The organism is Pseudomonas uvaldensis (genome assembly GCF_021271205.1).
In the GTDB taxonomy this organism is placed as follows: domain Bacteria; phylum Pseudomonadota; class Gammaproteobacteria; order Pseudomonadales; family Pseudomonadaceae; genus Aquipseudomonas; species Aquipseudomonas uvaldensis.
In genome coordinates this window covers 1-18,746 of sequence record NZ_JAIWKS010000005.1, presented here as the reverse complement: position 1 = coordinate 18,746, position 18,746 = coordinate 1, and the positions used below count along the sequence as shown (strand labels likewise).

Sequence of the window (18,746 nt, the reverse complement as noted above, 5' to 3'; positions counted from 1 at the left end):
ATCCTGGCCGGTCATCCGGCGCGTTTGCACACCTGACTGTCAGCTCCTCTTGCCACGAGGCACCCTCATGATTCGCGAAGAATTCCTACGCCTGGCCGCTGCCGGCTACAACCGTATCCCGCTTGCCTGCGAAACCCTGGCCGACTTTGACACGCCGTTGTCGATCTACCTCAAGCTGGCCGACCAGCCCAACTCCTACCTGCTTGAGTCGGTGCAGGGCGGCGAAAAATGGGGGCGTTACTCCATTATTGGCCTGCCGTGCCGCACGGTACTGCGAGTCCATGGCCACCGCATCAGCGTGAGCCATGATGGCGTCGAGATCGAAAGCCTGGAGGTCGAAGACCCGTTGGCCTTCGTTGAAAGCTTCAAGGCCCGCTACAACGTGCCGACCATCCCCGGCCTGCCGCGTTTCAACGGTGGGCTGGTGGGGTATTTCGGCTACGACTGCGTGCGCTACGTGGAAAAGCGTCTGGGCACTTGTCCGAACCCGGATCCGTTGGGCGTACCTGACATTCTGTTGATGGTGTCCGACGCGGTGGTGGTCTTCGATAACCTTGCCGGCAAGATGCACGCTATCGTGCTGGCCGATCCATCTCGTGAAGATGCCTACGAGCAAGGTCAGAAAAGCCTGCAGGCGCTACTGGAAAAGCTCCGTCAGCCGATCACGCCTCGTCCCGGGCTGGATTTCAGCAAGCAGGCGGCAACCGATCCGGTATTCCGCTCAAGTTTTACCCAGGGCGATTACGAAAGGGCTGTCGATACCATCAAGGAATACATCCTGGCCGGCGACTGCATGCAAGTGGTGCCGTCGCAACGGATGTCGATCGACTTCAAGGCTGCGCCAATCGATTTATACCGCGCGCTGCGCTGCTTCAACCCGACGCCCTACATGTACTTCTTCAACTTTGGCGATTTCCATGTTGTCGGCAGCTCGCCAGAAGTGCTGGTGCGGGTCGAAGACAACCTGATTACCGTGCGGCCGATTGCCGGCACTCGTCCTCGTGGTGCCACGGAAGAGGCTGACCGCGCCCTGGAAGAGGATCTGCTGTCGGATGCCAAGGAGATCGCCGAGCACCTGATGCTGATCGACCTGGGCCGCAACGACACCGGGCGGGTCTCGGAGGTCGGATCGGTGAAGCTCACCGAAAAAATGGTCATCGAGCGCTATTCCAACGTGATGCATATCGTGTCCAACGTCACGGGTCAGTTGAAGGCCGGGCTCACCGCCATGGACGCCTTGCGGGCCATCCTGCCGGCGGGCACCTTGTCGGGCGCGCCGAAGATTCGGGCAATGGAAATCATCGATGAGCTGGAGCCGGTCAAGCGGGGGGTGTACGGCGGAGCCGTCGGCTATTTCGCCTGGAACGGCAACATGGACACTGCCATTGCCATTCGCACGGCGGTCATCAAGAACGGCGAACTGCATGTACAGGCCGGCGGAGGCATCGTTGCCGATTCGGTGCCGGCGCTGGAATGGGAAGAAACGCTGAACAAGCGCCGGGCGATGTTCCGCGCGGTAGCGTTGGCTGAGCACGCCCCGAACGACTGAAACCCGTCATGCCTATGGTGAGGAAACAAGCCTGCTCACCATAGGCATCTGCAGTTCATCGAATCAGAAGTCCAGGCTGACCCCGAGACTTATCCCTTGCTGGGTGAGGTCGTCATCCTTTCGCAACGTATAACCTCCTCGCAGTGCCAATTCGTTAGTCAACTTGTGGCTGACGCCCAGGCTCAGGCGATTCAGATGGCTCTGGGGCGTATAGCCTTCAAGCGTGAAGTCGTTGGCGGGCAGGCTGTTAAGGGCGATGTTCACTTTCTGGGTATCGTCTTCGTACTCACGTTCGTGGGCATATTCGCCATACACCTGAGTCTGGCGGGTAAAGTTGTATTTACCCTGCAAGCCGATGCCCAGCCGCTTCGAGTCGCGGGATTGATCGTTGAAGGTCAGGGCCGTAGAGCGGTTGCTCTTTTCCGAATATTTATCGACTTCCACCTCCGCATAATCCGCGCTGATAAACGGCGAAAGGTGCCATTCGCTGCCCGGCTGGGCGATGTCGTAGCCCACGCGGGTGCTGAATGCCCATAGATGGCCGTCTGTGTCGCCTTTCTCCTGTGCTTCGTTGACGCCCAGGTCGAACTTGCGTTCCAGATTGTCGTAGTCGAGCTTGCCACCGGTCAGTGCCGCATCGGCCCACCAACGGTTTTGTTGGAACTGGGCAAAAGCGGTCGCCAGGTAGCTGTTGAGTTTGTAGTCCGAGTCGTTATGGCCCGCCGACATGTCCTGGCGGTAGAAACCGGCGGCAACTCCTACGCGCCAGGCCTCGTTGAGGCGATAGCTACCGCCTATGTTGAGGTTGTAGCCGCTGCCGTCGGCGCTGGCGCCGCTGCCCTGGCTGTCTATGTCCAGATGTTGTCCGCCCCCTGCGACGATGGCTCGCCACTGGCCGACCGCCTGCCAATCCTCCCAATCCGACTGCCATTGGCTGCGTAACTCGTCCTGGTGAGCCCGCAGAGTCGAGTGGGCCATTTCCGGCAACAATGTCAGTTCCCATGGTGCCGCGAGTAGGGAGAAGGCATAGTCGGCGATCAGTTTTTGCCCGGCCTCGGTCGGATGGACCGCGTCGTTGTAGATCAGCTTGCTGGGGTCCGGCGTGGCACTGTTGATGCCGTAGGTGGCGTTTTCCGTGCAGCCATTGCCGCTGAAGCAGGTTGCGGTGAGGTTCTCGCCAGTGGCGAGGCCGAATCTTGCCGGATCGGCGAAACTTTCCTTCAGCAAAAGCGGAATGTTCAACGGAATGATTTCAGCGTCGATGCCTTGCAATCGCGTAAGCAGGTGTTGATTGAACTGATTGCCCAGTTGCGAAAAGGTGCCCTGCAAAGGGCCGCCATTGAGAGCGGGGGTCAGACCCAGGTCGGGCAACAGCCAGACCATCACATAGCGGGCGCCGGCCGTTTGCAGCGCCTGGACACTGTCGGCCAGGCGGCCCGCGGCCTGGTTCGCTTGCTCGGGAGTCAATACACGTCCTTGAAGGAAATCGTTACCGCCACCGGACAGGTAATACAGCGCATTCGGGTCGGCGCGCAGGCCATTGGATTGCAGGTAGCCGGGACGGCTGCGCTCGCCGGTGTCGGATACGCCGGTAATCGATTCGAGGATCTGGTCGGTGCGATAACCGCCTACCGCCCAGTTGTTGCCATCTGCCAGCCCCTCGCTGGCACGGACCGCCGACGTGGAGGCGGCTGTTTCATCGGCGGAATAGCCCAGGCGCCCGCCGAGCAACTGGGTGGAGTTGGCGGAATAGGCTTCACCGCTGCCATTCGTGTAATTCGGGCCGGTTCGGTTGGTATAGCGCGTAGTCGAGCCGGGCGGGCCGTTCGGGTCGGCGAACTGGCCAGCATCGTTGAGGCTGTCACCGAACACGATGAACTTGGAGTACGGATTGGGGGCGGCGCTCGCCGGGGAGCAGGCCAACGCCAGCAGGCAACCGGCAATCGGTACGAACAACGTCTTTTTGTTCATGGGTAAAGTCCGTTTTTATCTTATTGTTGTTAGGAAGGCGGAACGACAGTACCAAAAACTTTCCGCGTTTTGCCATCTTCCCGAGGGTCACGATTGTTTCAAAGCCCTTCGGGTTCGGTCATATTGCGTGCTCCGCCCAGCTAGGCTACTGTGCCGGAACGTATGAACGAGACTTCCCCTGTGTCGATTGTCAGCAAGCTTCCGGATCAAATGATCAAGGCACACGCCCGTTGGCGTTGGCGCGCCTGAATATTCCCTGCCGGCTGCGCCGGACCTGTACCGATTTGCCTTCTTTACCTGCTTGAAAGCCGCTTCGCTGGCGCATCACATGCCCTGCCAAGTGCAATACCGCGCGGGTTTATCTCGAAGGCTGTAATTAAAGTCAGTGAATTCAAAAGGTTGCTTACGCCATGTTGCTGATGATCGATAACTACGACTCCTTTACCTATAACGTTGTGCAGTACCTGGGCGAGCTGGGCTCCGAGGTCCGGGTCGTGCGCAACGACGAATTGACCGTCGCCGAAATCGAAGCCCTCAAGCCGGAGCGCATCGTGGTTTCGCCTGGCCCATGCACCCCGACCGAAGCGGGTGTTTCCATCGAAGCCATCAAGTATTTTGCCGGCAAGCTGCCCATCCTGGGGGTCTGCCTGGGACACCAGTCGATCGGCCAGGCCTTTGGCGGCGAGGTGGTGCGCGCCCGACAAGTCATGCACGGTAAGACTAGCCCGGTATTCCACGAGGACAAGGGCGTATTCGAAGGGCTGAACCGGCCGCTCACCGTCACTCGCTACCACTCGCTCATCGTCAAGCGGGAAAACCTGCCCGACTGTCTGGAAGTGACCGCCTGGACCCAGCTCGAAGACGGTTCCATGGACGAGATCATGGGGCTGCGCCACAAGACGTTGAACATCGAGGGTGTGCAATTTCACCCCGAGTCTATTCTCACCGAACAGGGTCACGAGCTGTTCGCCAACTTCCTCAAACAAACCGGCGGCACGCGCTAAGGACTTTTCATGGATATCAAGACAGCCCTGAGCCGTATCGTCGGCCATCTCGACCTGAGCACCGACGAGATGCGCGATGTGATGCGCGAAATCATGACCGGTCAATGCACCGATGCGCAGATTGGCGCGTTCATGATGGCCATGCGCATGAAAAGCGAGAGCATCGATGAAATCGTCGGCGCGGTCTCGGTCATGCGCGAGCTGGCGGACAAGGTCGAGCTCAAGACACTGGACGGCGTGGTGGATGTGGTTGGCACCGGTGGCGACGGGGCGAATATCTTCAACGTGTCCACCGCTTCGGCATTTGTCGTTGCGGCGGCCGGTTGCACCGTGGCCAAGCATGGCAATCGCGCGGTCTCGGGCAAGAGCGGCAGCGCTGACTTGCTGGAAGCCGCCGGTATCTACCTGAACCTCACGCCCGTTCAGGTGGCGCGCTGCATCGACAATGTCGGTATCGGCTTTATGTTCGCCCAGACTCATCACAGTGCCATGAAGCATGCTGCCGCACCGCGTCGTGAACTGGGCCTTCGCACCCTGTTCAACATGCTTGGCCCGCTTACGAATCCGGCCGGCGTGAAACATCAGGTGGTTGGAGTGTTCAGCCAGGCGTTGTGCCGGCCATTGGCGGAGGTGCTGCAACGCTTGGGTAGCAAGCATGTGCTGGTGGTCCATTCGAAGGATGGTCTGGACGAGTTCAGTCTGGCGGCCCCCACTTTCGTGGCTGAGCTGAAAAATGATCAGATCAGCGAATATTGGGTCGAACCTGAAGACCTGGGGATGAAGAGCCAGAGCTTGCATGGTCTGGCAGTGGACGGCCCTGCCCAGTCGCTGGAGCTGATCCGTGATGCCTTGGGACGTCGCAAGACCGAGAATGGCCAGAAGGCCGCTGAAATGATCACGCTCAACGCCGGTGCGGCGTTGTACGCCGCCGACCACGCCAACACCCTCAAGCAGGGCGTGGAACTGGCCCATGATGCCTTGCACACAGGCCTGGCTCGGGAGAAGCTGGAAGAACTGGGTGCATTTACCGCCGTATTCAAAGTGGAGAACGAAGGATGAGCGTGCCAACGGTTCTGGAAAAAATCCTGGCTCGCAAGGCTGAGGAAGTGGCCGAGCGCAGTGCCCGGGTCAGTCTGGCCGAGCTGGAAAACCTGGCACGTTCGGCGGATGCGCCCCGTGGTTTCGCCAAGTCACTGATTGATCAGGCGAAGAAAAAGCAGCCGGCAGTGATTGCCGAGATCAAGAAAGCGTCCCCCAGCAAAGGCGTGATCCGCGAACACTTCATTCCGGCCGACATCGCCAGGAGTTATGAGAAGGGCGGAGCGACTTGCCTCTCGGTACTCACCGACATCGACTTTTTCCAAGGTGCCGACGATTACCTCAAGCAGGCGCGTGGCGCATGCAATCTGCCGGTGATTCGCAAGGACTTCATGATCGATCCATACCAGATCGTTGAAGCCCGTGCGCTGGGTGCCGACTGTGTGCTGCTGATCGTCTCCGCCCTGGACGACGTGAAAATGGCCGAGCTGGCAGCCGTTGCCAAGAGCGTGGGGCTGGATGTGCTGGTGGAAGTGCATGACGGCGAAGAATTGGATCGGGCCCTGAAGACCTTGGACACCCGGCTGGTGGGCGTGAATAACCGCAACCTGCATACCTTTGACGTCAGCCTGGAAACCACCCTGGACTTGCTGCCGCGGATCCCGCGTGATCGGCTGGTCATTACCGAAAGCGGCATCCTCAACCGTGCCGACGTCGAGCTGATGGAAGTCAACGACGTGTACTCGTTTTTGGTGGGCGAGGCATTCATGCGCGCCGAAAGTCCGGGCACGGAGCTGCAACGCCTGTTCTTTCCAGAGCGTGGCATTCCGGTGAGCGGTTCGACGCTTGATTGATGTTATGTCACCGGTGATCTCCCTTGCCGTAGAGACTGGCCTGCAAGCCGAACAGGATCTGTTGGCCAGTATCTGTGCCGGTGAGGCCGAGTTCGGCCTGCTATTCTGGCGACCCAACGATCGTGCGCTGGTCATGCCGCGCCGCTTGAGTCGCTTGCCGGGATTCGAGTACGCCTGTGATGCCTCGGCAGCGAACGGTTGGCCGGTGTTGCTGCGCGAAACGGGGGGAGAGCCGGTGCCGCAGTCTGCTGCCACTGTCAACATCGCCCTTGTTTATGCACCTCCACGCAGTGAAGGTGATCACGGTCGGATCGAAACCGCGTACCGCCGATTATGCGATCCCATATGCCAGCTGTTGGATGAGCTCGGTGGAGTGGCTTCGCTGGGGGAAGTCGAGGGGGCATTTTGCGACGGTCGATTCAATGTCAATCTCGACGGTCGGAAAATGGTTGGCACCGCTCAGCGCTGGCGCCAGAGCAAGGGCGGCCAACGTCCGGTAGGCCTGGTGCATGGGGCGTTGTTGCTGGACAACGAACGAGAGTCGATGGTTGCCGCGGTCAATCGTTTCAACGAGGCCTGCGGCCTGGAGCAGCGGGTCCGGGCCGAGAGCCACATCGCCCTGCATGAGAAATTCCCCGCCCCTCACGCGCTGGAGCGGCTCGAGGCGCTTTATCGGGATTTGGCGGACGAGCTCTTTTAGCGCGTACCGAACACCACCATCGTCTTTCCCTTCACGCTTACCAGGTTGCGCTCTTCCAGGTCCTTGAGCACACGCCCGACCATTTCCCTTGAACAACCCACTATGCGACCGATTTCTTGTCGGGTTACCTTGATCTGCATGCCGTCCGGGTGAGTCATGGCATCGGGTTGCTTGCACAGCTCCAACAGGCAGCGGGCGACACGGCCGGTCACGTCAAAGAAGGCGAGATCGCCCACCTTGCGGGTGGTATTGCGTAGGCGCTGGGCGATCTGGCCGCCGAGTACATAAAGGATGTCCGGGTCCTGGAGGGACAACTCCCGGAATTTGCTGTAGCTGATTTCCGCCACTTCGCATTCGATCTTGGTCCGCACCCAGGCGCTGCGTTCCTGCTCCTTGCCCGCCTGCTCGAATAACCCCAGCTCACCGAAGAAATCCCCTGAGTTAAGGTAGGCGATGATCATTTCCCGCCCATCTTCATCTTCGATCAGGATAGTGACTGACCCCTTGATGATGAAAAACAGCGTATCGGAACGATCCCCGGCGCAAATGATGTTGTGTTTGGCCGGGTAGCGGCGACGCTGGCAATGCATCAAGAGCTTGTCGAGGTTCTTGATCTTGAACGTGGGAGTAATGGCAACCATGGTTGTATCCCGAAAGACTGCGCGATATGTGTTGATTTGGTTTTTTTATGGATGCGAATGGCTATCGCTAAAAGCTGGCGATACGCCAGTGAATGGCCGCCAGCTTAACAGAGCTCTCTGAATTGATTCGAGAATTTACCTAGTGCCTTGTTCCGCAAGCGGGTTTCCTTGACGAATGGCGTTGGCATCGAACGCTGAGGACTGCCAGAAGAAGCGCTGTGCTAAGCTGGCGACCCTTTTTTAGACAGTGGAGTCTTGGCGATGAAGGCACGCATCCAATGGGCTGGCGAAGCCATGTTCCTCGGTGAGTCTGGCAGCGGTCATGTGGTCGTGATGGATGGCCCGCCCGATGCCGGGGGGCGGAACCTGGGTGTACGGCCGATGGAAATGCTCCTGCTGGGCGTGGGTGGCTGCAGTAACTTCGATGTGGTCAGCATTCTCAAGAAGTCGCGCCAGGCTGTCGAAAGTTGCGAGGCTTTTCTGGAGGCAGAGCGAGCGACTGAAGATCCGAAGGTGTTCACCAAGATCCACATGCATTTCGTGGTCAAGGGGCGTGCCTTGAAGGAGGCCCAGGTCAAGCGTGCTATTGAATTGTCCGCCGAAAAATACTGCTCGGCGTCGATCATGCTGGGCGCCGCGGGCGTTGAAATCACCCATGATTATGAAATCATCGAGTTGGGGTGAGCCGGGTAGGCAACATGCCGCGTCGGAACAAAAAAGCGAGGGCCTTGTCTGGCCCTCGCTTTTTTATAGTGCTGCTTCGTTCTGACAGGCGGCGCGGTCATCAGATTCGATAGGTACTCTTGGTCATGACCTTGGCCAGCAGGCTCATGCCGAATTTTACCGGCGACGGAAAACGGAAGCCACCGGCCTCGAGAGCACTTTGCGCATGATGTTCCTCGTCCTCGCGCATCTGCTCCAGGATCGCCCGGGACTTTTCATCCTCGGGTGGCAGTTGTTCAAGATGCTCGTCCAGATGTTTACATACCTGGTGTTCCGTCGCGGCAACGAATCCCAGGCTGACTTTGTCGCTAATCAGCCCGGCCACTGCGCCGATTCCAAATGACATACCGTAAAACAGTGGATTCAATACGCTGGTATGGCTGCCCAGTTGACGAATGCGCTGTTCGCACCAGACCAGATGGTCGACTTCTTCCTCTGCCGCATGCTCCATCGCCTCGCGCACCTGCGGCAGCTTCGCTGTCAGGGCTTGGCCCTGATACAACGCCTGGGCGCAGACTTCGCCGGTGTGGTTGATGCGCATCAGTCCCGCAACGTGGCGGGCCTGCTCGTCACTCAGTTGCGCGTCCGGCTGCAGGATGGCCGGTGACGGGCGGTACGGCTGTCCACTGAAGGGTAGCAGCGTGCGCATCGCGGTATCGGCTTGCAGCAGCAGGCGGTCGATCGGCGAGTAATGACGTTGGGTGGTCATGCTTACCTCCGGAAAAATCATGGCGACCAGTTTAACCCAACCGGCCGCTCAGGATTTGCGTTGAATCAGGGTATCAACCCGGTGGCCAGTTCATCTGGCGCTGTCCCAATACATGCATATGGATGTGATAAACGGTCTGTCCGCCAAGTTCATTGCAATTCATCACGACGCGAAAACCTTCCTCGCAACCGAGCTCAAGCGCCAGGCGTTGGGCAGTTAACAGAATATGCCCGGCCAGTCCCTTGTCTTCTTCGGTCAAATCATTGAGGGTGCGGATCGGTTTCTTTGGAATGACCAGAAAATGTACCGGTGCCTGCGGGGCGATGTCATGAAAGGCCAGGACCTGATCATCCTCGTAAATGATCTTGGCCGGGATCTCCCGGTTGATGATCTTGGTAAACAGAGTATCCACAGCAGTTTCTCCCTAGGGTCGTGGAGCTCGAGTGTACTTAAGGTTCGGCTGGTGGGCTCGGTTTCGCTTCAAGTTTTATTCAACGGGGACAGTAAGCCTTGTTGATCATGCCCGCGAGGGACCTGACCAGCCAGCGTGGCCCCAGTCGCGGTAACCAGGCCAACCAGCGGTTGCGCCCTCCCGGAATAATGATTGCCCGGTTCTTGTCCAAGGCGCGTACGGCATAAAGCGCTACTTCCTCGGGGCTCATCAGTGGCTGGCTGTCGATGAGTTTTCGCTCGTTCAGTTGTGCCCTGGCGAAAAACCCGGTCCGGGTCGGCCCGGGGCACAGTACCGATACCTTGATCGCGCATTTCTTCAGCTCGACCCGCAGGGCTTCGGAGAAGTGCAATACATAGGCTTTACTGGCGTAATAAGTACTCATCCAGGGACCCGGCTGGAACGCCGCGATCGAGGCAACGTTCAGGATCTGTCCGCCGCCATGCAACGCCATGCTATTGCCGATGGCGTGACAGAGGCGTGTCAGGGCGAGGATGTTGACTTCGATCAGGTCTTGTTCGGTCATCCAGTCCTGGCCCAGGAACGGACCGCAGGTGCCCATGCCGGCGCAGTTGACCAAGAGATCGATCTGCCGTTCACCTTCCTCCAGCTCCAGCAGAAAACCAGACAGTCTCAGTGGCTCTCCCAGGTCGCATGCCCGGAACAAGACCTCCACGTCAAACCGTTGAGTCAGCTCGATTGCAATGCTTTCCAGCCGATCACGCTGGCGGGCCACCAAAATCAGGTTTCGGCCGCGCCGGGCCAGGGCTTCGGCCATGGCAAGGCCGATGCCGCTGGAAGCACCGGTGATCAGAGCGTAACGGGTCATGCAGTTCTCCATCGCAACGGCCCGCTACCAGTGGACTGATCTGTCACCGGCGCGAAGCGCGCTTATTGTTCCTCCTCATAGTCTACAGAAGGCTCGGCGGGTTCGGCGGCGGGTTCTGCAGCCGCGTCATCGGTGTACTCGCTGCTTTCGTAGCTGCTGAGCGAACTGCTGCCGTATTGTTCCTCGATAGCGCTGAAGACACCGGCCAGCGTGGCGAAGAATATCAGCACAATCATTACCAGCCAGAGCGAAGCCAGAACTTTCACCGCTGTGGAATTGCGCGGTGGCGGTGGACCATAGCGATTGGCACCTTCGTTGCCGGGTGCAATGATGAGCACAAACGGGAAGATGCTGCCCACGAACGGGACAAGGGTGAGCAGCCAAAGCCACCCGGACCAGCCCAGGTCATGCAGGCGCTGGACGTTGAACTGAATACTTACGTAGGCAAAGCCGAGGAAGACGATCAACGCCAGCAGCCCGCCGACGATCATGGCCGCCGTCGAGGCGGAGGTGAAAATCCAGGCCGCACCGAGCGCAAAGGCCACGCCGACGATCAACATCATGACCAGCGTCAGCGACATGGTCCAGGCCAGGTATCGCAACCGTCCGATACGGCCTTCGAAGCTGAATGGCTTGAGCGTGCCAAACTCGGCGACCGCTTCTCCGACCTGCGCCCGGGGTGGCGCATAGGGGGACGCGGGTTCGAGGGTTGATTCATGGGGCTGCGGTTGCTGTGGCGAGTGCCGCACTTCGTTCAGATTCAGTTGGAGGGTTGGCTCTGCTTCGATGCGCGCATCGATTCCGCTCTTGTTGAGGGCTTCCAGGTATTTCTGCGCTTCGGTCTGGGACAGGTTGCTTTTAAGGGCTACCTTGTGCCCGCCAAACAACCGCTCGATGGCGCTGACGTCGCTCTTGAACAGCTCAGCGAGATTGAGCTTGGCTGTGTTCGTATCGACGCCCGGCAGCAGGGCTCCGTCGAATACGATGTTGAAACGGGGTTCGCTCATGCCGGGCATCCTTGTCATTCGAATTTAAGTAGTTGTGTTGTGATCAGTTAGTCTCAGCGAGGCCATTGACCGCCAAGCCGCACCGCCCGGGCCTGCGCCTGACGGTATTCTTCATCCAGGCGTCTGACCAATTGGTCGACACTTGGCAAGTCGTGGATTTCACCCACACCCTGGCCTGCGGACCACACGGTTTTCCAGGCCTTGGCTTCATCGTTCAGTGGCTTGAGTTTCGAACCAAAATCCACCTCCCCTTTGCGTTGCAGGGCGGCCGGGTCGAAACCGGCGTTTTCCAGGCTTTGTCGCATGAAGCTCGCAGGCACTCCGGAGACTGCGGGAGTATGCACGATGTCCGCGGCGCGGGATGTGAGCAACATCTCCTTATAAGCGTCAGGCGCATGACTTTCAGTCGTACCGATAAAGCGCGTTCCGAAGTAGGCCAGGTCTGCGCCGAGCAATTGAGCTGCCAGAATCTCATGGCCGTGGTTCAGGCATCCCGCCAGCAGCAGGGTTTTGTCGAAGAATTGCCTGATTTCCGCGATCAGCGCAAACGGACTCCATGTGCCGGCATGCCCACCCGCGCCGGCAGCCACGGCGATCAACCCATCGACACCGGCGGCGGCCGCTTTCTCGGCATGGCGGCGTGTGGTCACATCATGGAACACCAGGCCCCCATAGCCGTGGACCGCATCCACCAGCTCTTTCACTGCGCCGAGGCTGGTGATGACAATTGGCACCTTGTGCTCGATGCAGATCGCCAGGTCAGCCTCGAGCCTCGGATTACTTTGGTGGACGATCAGGTTGACGGCATAGGGGGCGGGGTCTTCCATCGTCCTCAGGCCCGCTTCAATTTCCTCCAGCCAGGCCTTGAAGCCACTGCTTTCGCGCTGATTCAACGCGGGGAAGCTGCCGACGATACCGTTGCGACAGCACGCCAGTACCAGTTGTGGGTTGGAAATCAGGAACATCGGCGCCGCCACGACGGGCAGGCGCAGGCGTTGTTCAAGCAGAGCGGGTAACGTCATCTGGAAGTACCCCGGATAAGAAACGTCGATTGGAAGTTAGAACGGCCGAACCACGACCAGAATTACGATAGCCAGCAATATCAATACCGGCACTTCATTGAACCAGCGATAAAAGACATGGCTGCGGGTGTTCTCGCCACGGGCGAAGCGCTTCAGTTGGGCGCCGCACATGTGGTGATAGCCAATCAACAACACGACCAGGGTCAATTTGGCATGCATCCACCCGCCCTGAGTGAAGTAAGCGCCGGCGTTGAGGCTGAGCAGCCAGACGCCGAACACCAGGGTCGCGATCATCGCCGGACCCATGATGCCGCGATACAACTTGCGCTCCATGATGCTGAAGCGTTCCTTGCTGATGCTGTCTTCACTCTGGGCGTGATAGACAAAAAGGCGAGGTAGATAAAACAGGCCGGCGAACCAGCAGACCATGCTGACGATATGCAGCGCTTTGAGCCATAGATAAAGCATTTTGTCGATTCCAGGATTCACGGTAGCCCGATAGTAGAGGTTAGAGTCGCCACACGTCACCTTGGCGGTTGTCGCAGGGCCGCGCCAGCCCTATCATCGACGGTTTTCCAGTGGTTCGTTGAGGGCAGGTTTATGGTCAAGGTCGGTATCGTCGGCGGCACGGGTTACACCGGTGTCGAACTGCTGCGTCTGTTGGCACAACATCCGCAGGCTGAAGTAGTGGTCATCACCTCCCGATCCGAGGCAGGCCTGGCCGTGGCCGATATGTACCCGAACCTGCGAGGCCACTATGATGGCCTGGCATTCAGCGTTCCAGATATCAAGACTCTAGGTGCCTGCGATGTGGTGTTCTTCGCCACACCGCATGGTGTCGCCCATGCCCTGGCGGGCGAATTGCTGGCGGCCGGGACCAAGGTCATTGACCTTTCGGCGGACTTCCGACTGCAGGATGCGGATGAATGGGCCAAGTGGTACGGCCAGCCCCACGGCGCGCCGGAGCTGCTGGATGAAGCGGTCTATGGATTGCCGGAAGTCAATCGCGAGAAAATCAGGCAGGCCCGGTTGATTGCGGTGCCGGGTTGCTATCCGACCGCGACGCAACTGGGCTTCTTGCCATTGCTCGAGGCTGGGCTCGCCGATACTTCACGTCTGATTGCTGACTGCAAATCCGGTGTCAGTGGCGCCGGTCGTGGTGCCAGCGTCGGTTCGTTGTACAGCGAGACGTCTGAAAGCCTGAAGGCGTATGCCGTGAAAGGGCATCGCCATCTGCCGGAAATTCGCCAAGGATTGCGTCGGGCGGCGGGTAAAGAGGTCGGCCTTACATTCGTGCCGCACCTGACCCCCATGATCCGTGGGATTCATTCCACCCTTTATGCGACCGTCGCCGATCGCTCCGTAGACCTGCAGGCATTGTTCGAAAAACGCTATGCCGACGAGCCTTTCGTCGATGTGATGCCGGCCGGGAGTCATCCGGAGACCCGTAGCGTTCGGGGGGCGAACGTTTGCCGGATTGCGGTGCATCGCCCACAGGATGGCGATCTGGTCGTGGTGCTGTCGGTCATTGATAACCTGGTCAAGGGCGCTTCTGGGCAGGCAGTGCAGAACCTTAACATCCTGTTCGGGCTGGATGAACGGCTGGGCCTGTCCCACGCGGGGATGTTGCCGTAACTATAGAGTTACAGACTGCAAGCTCTAAGCTACCGGCTTGCAGCTCTAAAACTTTGTGGCTCACCGCTGCTCTTCAAATAGTTGACCGATTTTGTAGGAGAAGCGGATAATGCCTGCCATCACGCATTATGGCGGCGTAAACGCCGGGAGATATTCAGCATGAGCGTCGAAACCTTCACCCCCACGGCTTTGCAATTCACCCACGGTGCTGCGCACAAGGTGAAGAGCCTGGTCGACGAGGAGGGGAATGATCGTTTGAAGCTACGGGTGTTTGTGACGGGCGGCGGCTGTTCAGGTTTTCAGTATGGCTTCACGTTCGATGAAGAAGTGGCTGAAGACGACACGGTCGTCGAGCGCGAAGGCGTCAGCCTGGTCGTCGATCCGATGAGCTTCCAATACTTGGCAGGTGCCGAGGTGGATTATCAGGAAGGTCTGGAAGGGTCACGTTTCGTGATCAAGAATCCGAACGCCACGACTACCTGTGGTTGCGGTTCGTCGTTCTCGATCTGATTGTCGCCACAGCTTCAGCGAAAAAGCCGCAGAGCCTTAAAGGCCCTGCGGCTTTTTGTTGTCCGAGGGGTAGGTGAGTTCAGGCGGGATAGATGGCGCCGAGTATCCGCAGGCCTCGAGCTCCCGTGACGCTGGGGCGATTCGCCGGAATGTTTTCAAGGCAGCAGTGAGCGAGCCATGCGAAAGCCATCGCCTCGACCCAGTCCGGGTCTATGTCATAGGCTGCGGTGTTGCTGACCTTTGTGCTCGGCATAAGCTCGGCCAGGCGTTTCATGAGGGCCAGGTTGTGGGCGCCGCCGCCACATACCAGCAATTCTTGAGTATCAGCCTGGGCATTTTGCAGCGACTCGACGATGGTCAAGGCTGTGAGTTCGAGCAGGGTTGCCTGCACATTCTCGGCGGCGAAAGGGGGCAGGCACGACAGGTGTCGGGTCAGCCAAGGTAGATTGAACACTTCCCGCCCCGTGCTCTTCGGTCCCTTGGTGACAAAAAATGGATCGCTAAGCATGGCCTTGAGCAGGGCTGGCTCTACTGTCCCGCTGGCAGCCCATTGGCCGTCGCGGTCGAAATGCTCATTGCGCTGTTGGTAAATCCAAGCATCAAGCAATACGTTGCCGGGGCCGCAATCGAAACCGGCAACCGGCTTTCCCGGTTCCATCAGGCTGAGATTGCTGAAGCCGCCGACATTCAATACGGCGCGGTTGCCGTCACGCTTCTCGAACAATGCTTCGTGAAATGCCGGGACTAATGGAGCGCCCTGCCCACCAGCCGCCACGTCGCGGCTGCGAAAATCGCTGATGACGGTGATACCGGTCAGTTCGCTCAGTAAGGCGGGGTTGCCAATCTGAACGGTGAAGCCTCGGGCCGGTTCGTGACGAATGGTCTGGCCGTGGCTGCCGATTGCTCTTACATCCTCGGGCTTGACATTCTGACGCTCAAGCAGCGCATTGATGCCTAAGGCGGCGAGTTGTACCCAGTTTTGCTGGACGATGGCTGAGCGCGCTATCTCATCGGGTCCGCTGGTGCACAGGCCGAGCAGCTCGCTGCGCAAGGCGTCGGGCATTGGGGTGTAATGCGTGGCGATCAATTTGATCGCCGGGGTCAATTCAACCAGTGCGATATCCAGGCCGTCCAGGCTCGTCCCGGACATCACACCGATATAAAGCGCCATGGCTTAGCGCTTGCTCGAGGCCAGCAGCGTGGCCTTTTCTTGATCCATGCGGGCCATTAACGGCTGGCTTTGAGCCAGGAAGCGGGCGCGCTCCGACTTGGCGATCGGGTCAGCCATCGGCAGCTTCTGGCCGAGCGGGTCGACGTGAACGCCATTGACCTGGAACTCATAGTGAAGGTGTGGCCCGGTCGACAGCCCGGTGGTGCCGATATAACCGATGATCTGGCCTTGTTTGACGCTACTGCCGGTCTTCACGCCCTTGGCGAAGCCTTGCATATGACCGTACAGCGTCTGGTAAGTATTGCCATGCTGGATGATGACGGTGTTGCCATAACCACCACGACGGCCGGCCAGCAATACCTTGCCGTCGCCGGCAGCTTTGATTGGCGTGCCGCGAGGAGCTGCATAGTCGACGCCTTTATGGGCGCGAATCTTGTTCAGGATAGGGTGTTTGCGGCCTGCGGAAAATTTCGAGCTGATGCGAGCGAAGTCAACCGGTGTGCGGATGAACGCCTTGCGCATGCTGTTTCCGTCGGCGGTGTAGTAGCTGCTGTTGCCTTGTTTGTTGGTATAGCGCACTGCGGTGTATGTCTTGCCGCGATTGGTGAAGCGCGCAGAAAGAATAGGGCCGTTGCCGACGCTTTTCCCGTTGACCACTTTCTGTTCATAGATCACGTCGAATTCATCGCCCTGGCGAATATCCTGGGCGAAATCGATGTCGTAGCCAAACACGTTGGCCATGTCCATGGTCAGGCTATGGGAAAGGCCTGCGCGTGCGGCCGACTGCGACAGCGAGCTGTTGATGACACCATGGACGTAGGCCGATCGAACGGTAGGTTTGGTTGTAATCCGATTGAATGCATAGCCCTTGTCATTCTTGGTCAGGGTTATGCTTTCCAGGTCGCTCAGCTTGGTGTGTAGATTGATCAGTTCTCCACTCGAATTGAGCTCGAATTCGAGTTTTTGACCGCGTTGCAATTGGGTGAATTGCTTGGCTTGCTTGTCGCTGGCCAGGATTTCGTGGACCGACGTCGCGGGTAGGCCAACCTTTTCAAACAGAGTGGAAAGAGTATCGCCCTTGGCCACGATCACCTCGCGATGGCCTGGCTCTTTCTTCTCTTCTACGACCGGGGGCTCGGTCTGGGCGGTCTCGGTGGTGTCGTCGGAGCTGCTTTCGATTTGCGCGAAAGGTGACGCGGTCGGTTCGTTTGTGGCCTGGACGGCTTCGGCAGCGTCTTGATCTTGTGTCAGTTGTTCGGCGGGGCTTTCCAGCTCCAGGCTCAGAGTCGTCTTTTTGGCTTCAACGTCGCTGGAAGGGAAGACCAGAAGCGCCAGGCTGAGGAGGGCGGCAATTCCACTTGCGGCCAGCAAGTGGGTTTTTGGGTAAAGCGGTGGCGCTTTAGACGGTTCTGTGGTCATGAGTAATTTGACTTTTAAAAAGATGAATTGGAAAAGATGAATGACATGATGAAGATGAAATAACTGTATAAAATATAACCAAATCCCCTTCGAAGCAAGCCCGCAGACGCTCTGTCTGTGGATTGGTCTCCGTGTGCCGGGCAAACCTTGTATTTGGTGCGCGATCTTGTATGGTTGGGGCCCTTTGAATCTGAGCCTTGCGGGTCTGTTATGAAGTCGGTTGAAGAGCAGCTAGCGCTGATCAAGCGTGGTGCGGAAGAACTATTGGTCGAGTCCGAGCTGATCGAAAAGCTCAAGCGTGGGCAGCCGCTACGTATCAAGGCTGGTTTCGACCCGACGGCACCGGATCTGCATCTGGGGCACACCGTTCTGATCAACAAGCTGCGTCAGTTCCAGGAGCTGGGGCACCAGGTCATCTTCCTTATAGGTGATTTCACCGGGATGATCGGTGATCCGAGTGGGAAGAGCGCGACACGTCCGCCGTTGACTCGCGAGCAGGTGCTCGAGAATGCCGAAACCTATAAGGCTCAGGTTTTCAAGATTTTGGATCCGACCAGGACCGAGGTGGCGTTCAACTCTACCTGGATGGATAAGATGGGGCCTGCGGACTTCATTCGCCTCACCTCGCAGTACACCGTGGCCCGTATGCTTGAGCGCGATGACTTTGACAAGCGCTACACGACCAATCAGCCGATTGCCATTCATGAGTTCCTCTATCCGCTGGTCCAGGGGTATGACTCGGTTGCGTTGCGCGCCGATGTCGAGCTTGGTGGTACTGACCAGAAGTTCAACCTGTTGATGGGGCGTGAGCTGCAGCGTGGCTATGGCCAGGAGGCCCAGTGCATCCTGACCATGCCGTTGTTGGAGGGGTTGGATGGTGTGAAGAAGATGTCCAAGTCTTTGGGCAACTATGTCGGCATCCAGGAAGCGCCGGGAGTCATGTATGGCAAGCTGGTTTCCATACCTGATGCGCTGATGTGGCGCTATTTCGAATTGCTTAGCTTCCGCTCCATGGATGAGATCAGTGCGTTCCGCGCGGACGTCGAGGCTGGAGCTAACCCGCGGGATATCAAGATCAAGCTGGCCGAAGAGATAGTCGCTCGCTTCCATGGTGAAGAGGCTGCGGCTAATGCTCACCGTGCAGCAGGTAATCGCATGAAGGATGGTGAATTGCCAGATGATTTGCCTGAGATCGAGTTGGCTGTCAGCGAAGATATGCCGATTGCGGCTGTTCTTAATAAAGCGGGGCTGGTTAAAAATGCGGCGGTAGCGCGAGACCTCCTGGGGTCGGGTGGGGTGCGCGTGGATGGTGAGGTTGTTGATCGCACCTATATATATAAGCTGGGTGCTACCCATGTCTGCCAGGCGGGTAAGAAGGCTTTTGCACGCATTACGCTGAAACCGGAATAAATTGAAAATAGGTGTTGACGGCAGATTCTGAGTCTCTATAATTCGCCCCACTTCCGGCGCAGTCGAAACGGAAAACTCCTTGAGATTCAATGAGTTAAGTAGT

Annotated in this window: 19 protein-coding genes; 9 read left to right on the top strand and 10 right to left on the bottom strand. The window is 58.3% G+C overall.

The features are described 5' to 3' along the window. Positions 1–67: 67 nt before the first annotated feature. Positions 68–1,549, top strand: a complete 1,482-nt coding sequence (gene trpE / locus LCU97_RS12480; protein WP_232776588.1) for an anthranilate synthase component I — start codon at positions 68–70, stop codon at positions 1,547–1,549. 63 nt (positions 1,550–1,612) lie between these two features. On the opposite strand, the gene estP is transcribed toward trpE, so the two are convergent. Next, complete coding sequence (gene estP / locus LCU97_RS12475) at positions 1,613–3,520, bottom strand: esterase EstP (protein WP_053156421.1); 1,908 nt, start codon at positions 3,518–3,520, stop codon at positions 1,613–1,615. Between the two features lie 410 nt (positions 3,521–3,930). Here estP and LCU97_RS12470 point away from each other — a divergent pair, with 410 nt between their 5' ends. Genes LCU97_RS12470 through LCU97_RS12455 form a run of 4 tightly spaced genes read left to right on the top strand, consistent with a single transcriptional unit; the run spans position 3,931 to position 7,116 of the window. Next, on the top strand, positions 3,931–4,524 hold the full coding sequence (locus tag LCU97_RS12470) for an aminodeoxychorismate/anthranilate synthase component II (protein WP_232776586.1): 594 nt from the start codon (positions 3,931–3,933) through the stop codon (positions 4,522–4,524). A 9-nt stretch (positions 4,525–4,533) separates the two neighbouring features. After that, positions 4,534–5,583, top strand: a complete 1,050-nt coding sequence (gene trpD, locus LCU97_RS12465) for an anthranilate phosphoribosyltransferase (protein WP_053156427.1) — start codon at positions 4,534–4,536, stop codon at positions 5,581–5,583. Then, positions 5,580–6,416, top strand: coding sequence for an indole-3-glycerol phosphate synthase TrpC (gene trpC / locus LCU97_RS12460; RefSeq protein ID WP_232776584.1), 837 nt, complete (start codon positions 5,580–5,582; stop codon positions 6,414–6,416). Before trpD ends, trpC begins: the two co-directional genes overlap by 4 nt. Positions 6,417–6,420: 4 nt before the next feature. After that, entirely contained in the window at positions 6,421–7,116 is a 696-nt protein-coding gene (locus tag LCU97_RS12455) for a lipoate--protein ligase family protein (protein ID WP_232776583.1), read from the top strand. Here LCU97_RS12455 and crp read toward each other — a convergent pair. Next, a complete protein-coding gene (crp, locus tag LCU97_RS12450; protein ID WP_053156435.1) occupies positions 7,113–7,757 on the bottom strand; it encodes a cAMP-activated global transcriptional regulator CRP in 645 nt (214 codons plus the stop codon). The genes LCU97_RS12455 and crp overlap by 4 nt on opposite strands. A 261-nt stretch (positions 7,758–8,018) precedes the next feature. Between crp and LCU97_RS12445 the strand changes: the two genes are divergently transcribed. Next, the gene (locus tag LCU97_RS12445) at positions 8,019–8,441 is read left to right on the top strand and encodes an OsmC family protein (protein ID WP_042730268.1); all 423 of its coding nucleotides are present in this window, start codon (positions 8,019–8,021) and stop codon (positions 8,439–8,441) included. Between the two features lie 100 nt (positions 8,442–8,541). Here LCU97_RS12445 and coq7 read toward each other — a convergent pair whose 3' ends face one another. The 6 genes from coq7 to hemJ all read right to left on the bottom strand — a co-directional run bounded on the left by coq7 (position 8,542) and on the right by hemJ (position 12,966). After that, positions 8,542–9,189 (bottom strand): 2-polyprenyl-3-methyl-6-methoxy-1,4-benzoquinone monooxygenase, encoded by a 648-nt coding sequence (gene coq7, locus LCU97_RS12440; protein WP_053156437.1) that lies wholly within the window; start codon positions 9,187–9,189, stop codon positions 8,542–8,544. Positions 9,190–9,262: 73 nt separating this feature from the next. Beyond that, positions 9,263–9,601 carry a histidine triad nucleotide-binding protein gene (locus tag LCU97_RS12435; protein ID WP_003401954.1) on the bottom strand — a complete coding sequence of 113 codons (339 nt, stop codon included), beginning with the start codon at positions 9,599–9,601 and terminating at the stop codon, positions 9,263–9,265. A gap of 79 nt (positions 9,602–9,680) precedes the next feature. Continuing rightward, positions 9,681–10,469, bottom strand: a complete 789-nt coding sequence (locus LCU97_RS12430; RefSeq protein ID WP_232776581.1) for an SDR family NAD(P)-dependent oxidoreductase — start codon at positions 10,467–10,469, stop codon at positions 9,681–9,683. 62 nt (positions 10,470–10,531) lie between these two features. Continuing rightward, entirely contained in the window at positions 10,532–11,476 is a 945-nt protein-coding gene (locus LCU97_RS12425; RefSeq protein WP_053156443.1) for a DUF805 domain-containing protein, read from the bottom strand. Between the two features lie 53 nt (positions 11,477–11,529). Then, positions 11,530–12,498 (bottom strand): NAD(P)H-dependent flavin oxidoreductase, encoded by a 969-nt coding sequence (locus tag LCU97_RS12420; protein WP_232776579.1) that lies wholly within the window; start codon positions 12,496–12,498, stop codon positions 11,530–11,532. A 36-nt stretch (positions 12,499–12,534) separates the two neighbouring features. After that, positions 12,535–12,966: a protoporphyrinogen oxidase HemJ gene (gene hemJ, locus LCU97_RS12415; protein ID WP_053156449.1), complete on the bottom strand. Its 432-nt coding sequence runs from the start codon at positions 12,964–12,966 to the stop codon at positions 12,535–12,537. A gap of 132 nt (positions 12,967–13,098) precedes the next feature. On the opposite strand from hemJ, the gene argC reads away from it, so the two are divergent. After that, on the top strand, positions 13,099–14,133 hold the full coding sequence (gene argC / locus LCU97_RS12410) for an N-acetyl-gamma-glutamyl-phosphate reductase (protein ID WP_232776577.1): 1,035 nt from the start codon (positions 13,099–13,101) through the stop codon (positions 14,131–14,133). Between the two features lie 159 nt (positions 14,134–14,292). Then, the gene (gene erpA, locus LCU97_RS12405) at positions 14,293–14,643 is read left to right on the top strand and encodes an iron-sulfur cluster insertion protein ErpA (protein ID WP_053156455.1); all 351 of its coding nucleotides are present in this window, start codon (positions 14,293–14,295) and stop codon (positions 14,641–14,643) included. A 79-nt stretch (positions 14,644–14,722) separates the two neighbouring features. Here erpA and LCU97_RS12400 read toward each other — a convergent pair whose 3' ends face one another. Both LCU97_RS12400 and LCU97_RS12395 read right to left on the bottom strand, forming a co-directional pair. Further along, positions 14,723–15,814 carry an anhydro-N-acetylmuramic acid kinase gene (locus LCU97_RS12400; protein WP_232776576.1) on the bottom strand — a complete coding sequence of 364 codons (1,092 nt, stop codon included), beginning with the start codon at positions 15,812–15,814 and terminating at the stop codon, positions 14,723–14,725. A 3-nt stretch (positions 15,815–15,817) separates the two neighbouring features. Next, positions 15,818–17,233: a peptidoglycan DD-metalloendopeptidase family protein gene (locus tag LCU97_RS12395; protein WP_053156462.1), complete on the bottom strand. Its 1,416-nt coding sequence runs from the start codon at positions 17,231–17,233 to the stop codon at positions 15,818–15,820. A gap of 210 nt (positions 17,234–17,443) precedes the next feature. On the opposite strand from LCU97_RS12395, the gene tyrS reads away from it, so the two are divergent. Next, a complete protein-coding gene (gene tyrS, locus LCU97_RS12390) occupies positions 17,444–18,643 on the top strand; it encodes a tyrosine--tRNA ligase (protein ID WP_232776575.1) in 1,200 nt (399 codons plus the stop codon). Positions 18,644–18,746: the final 103 nt, after the last annotated feature.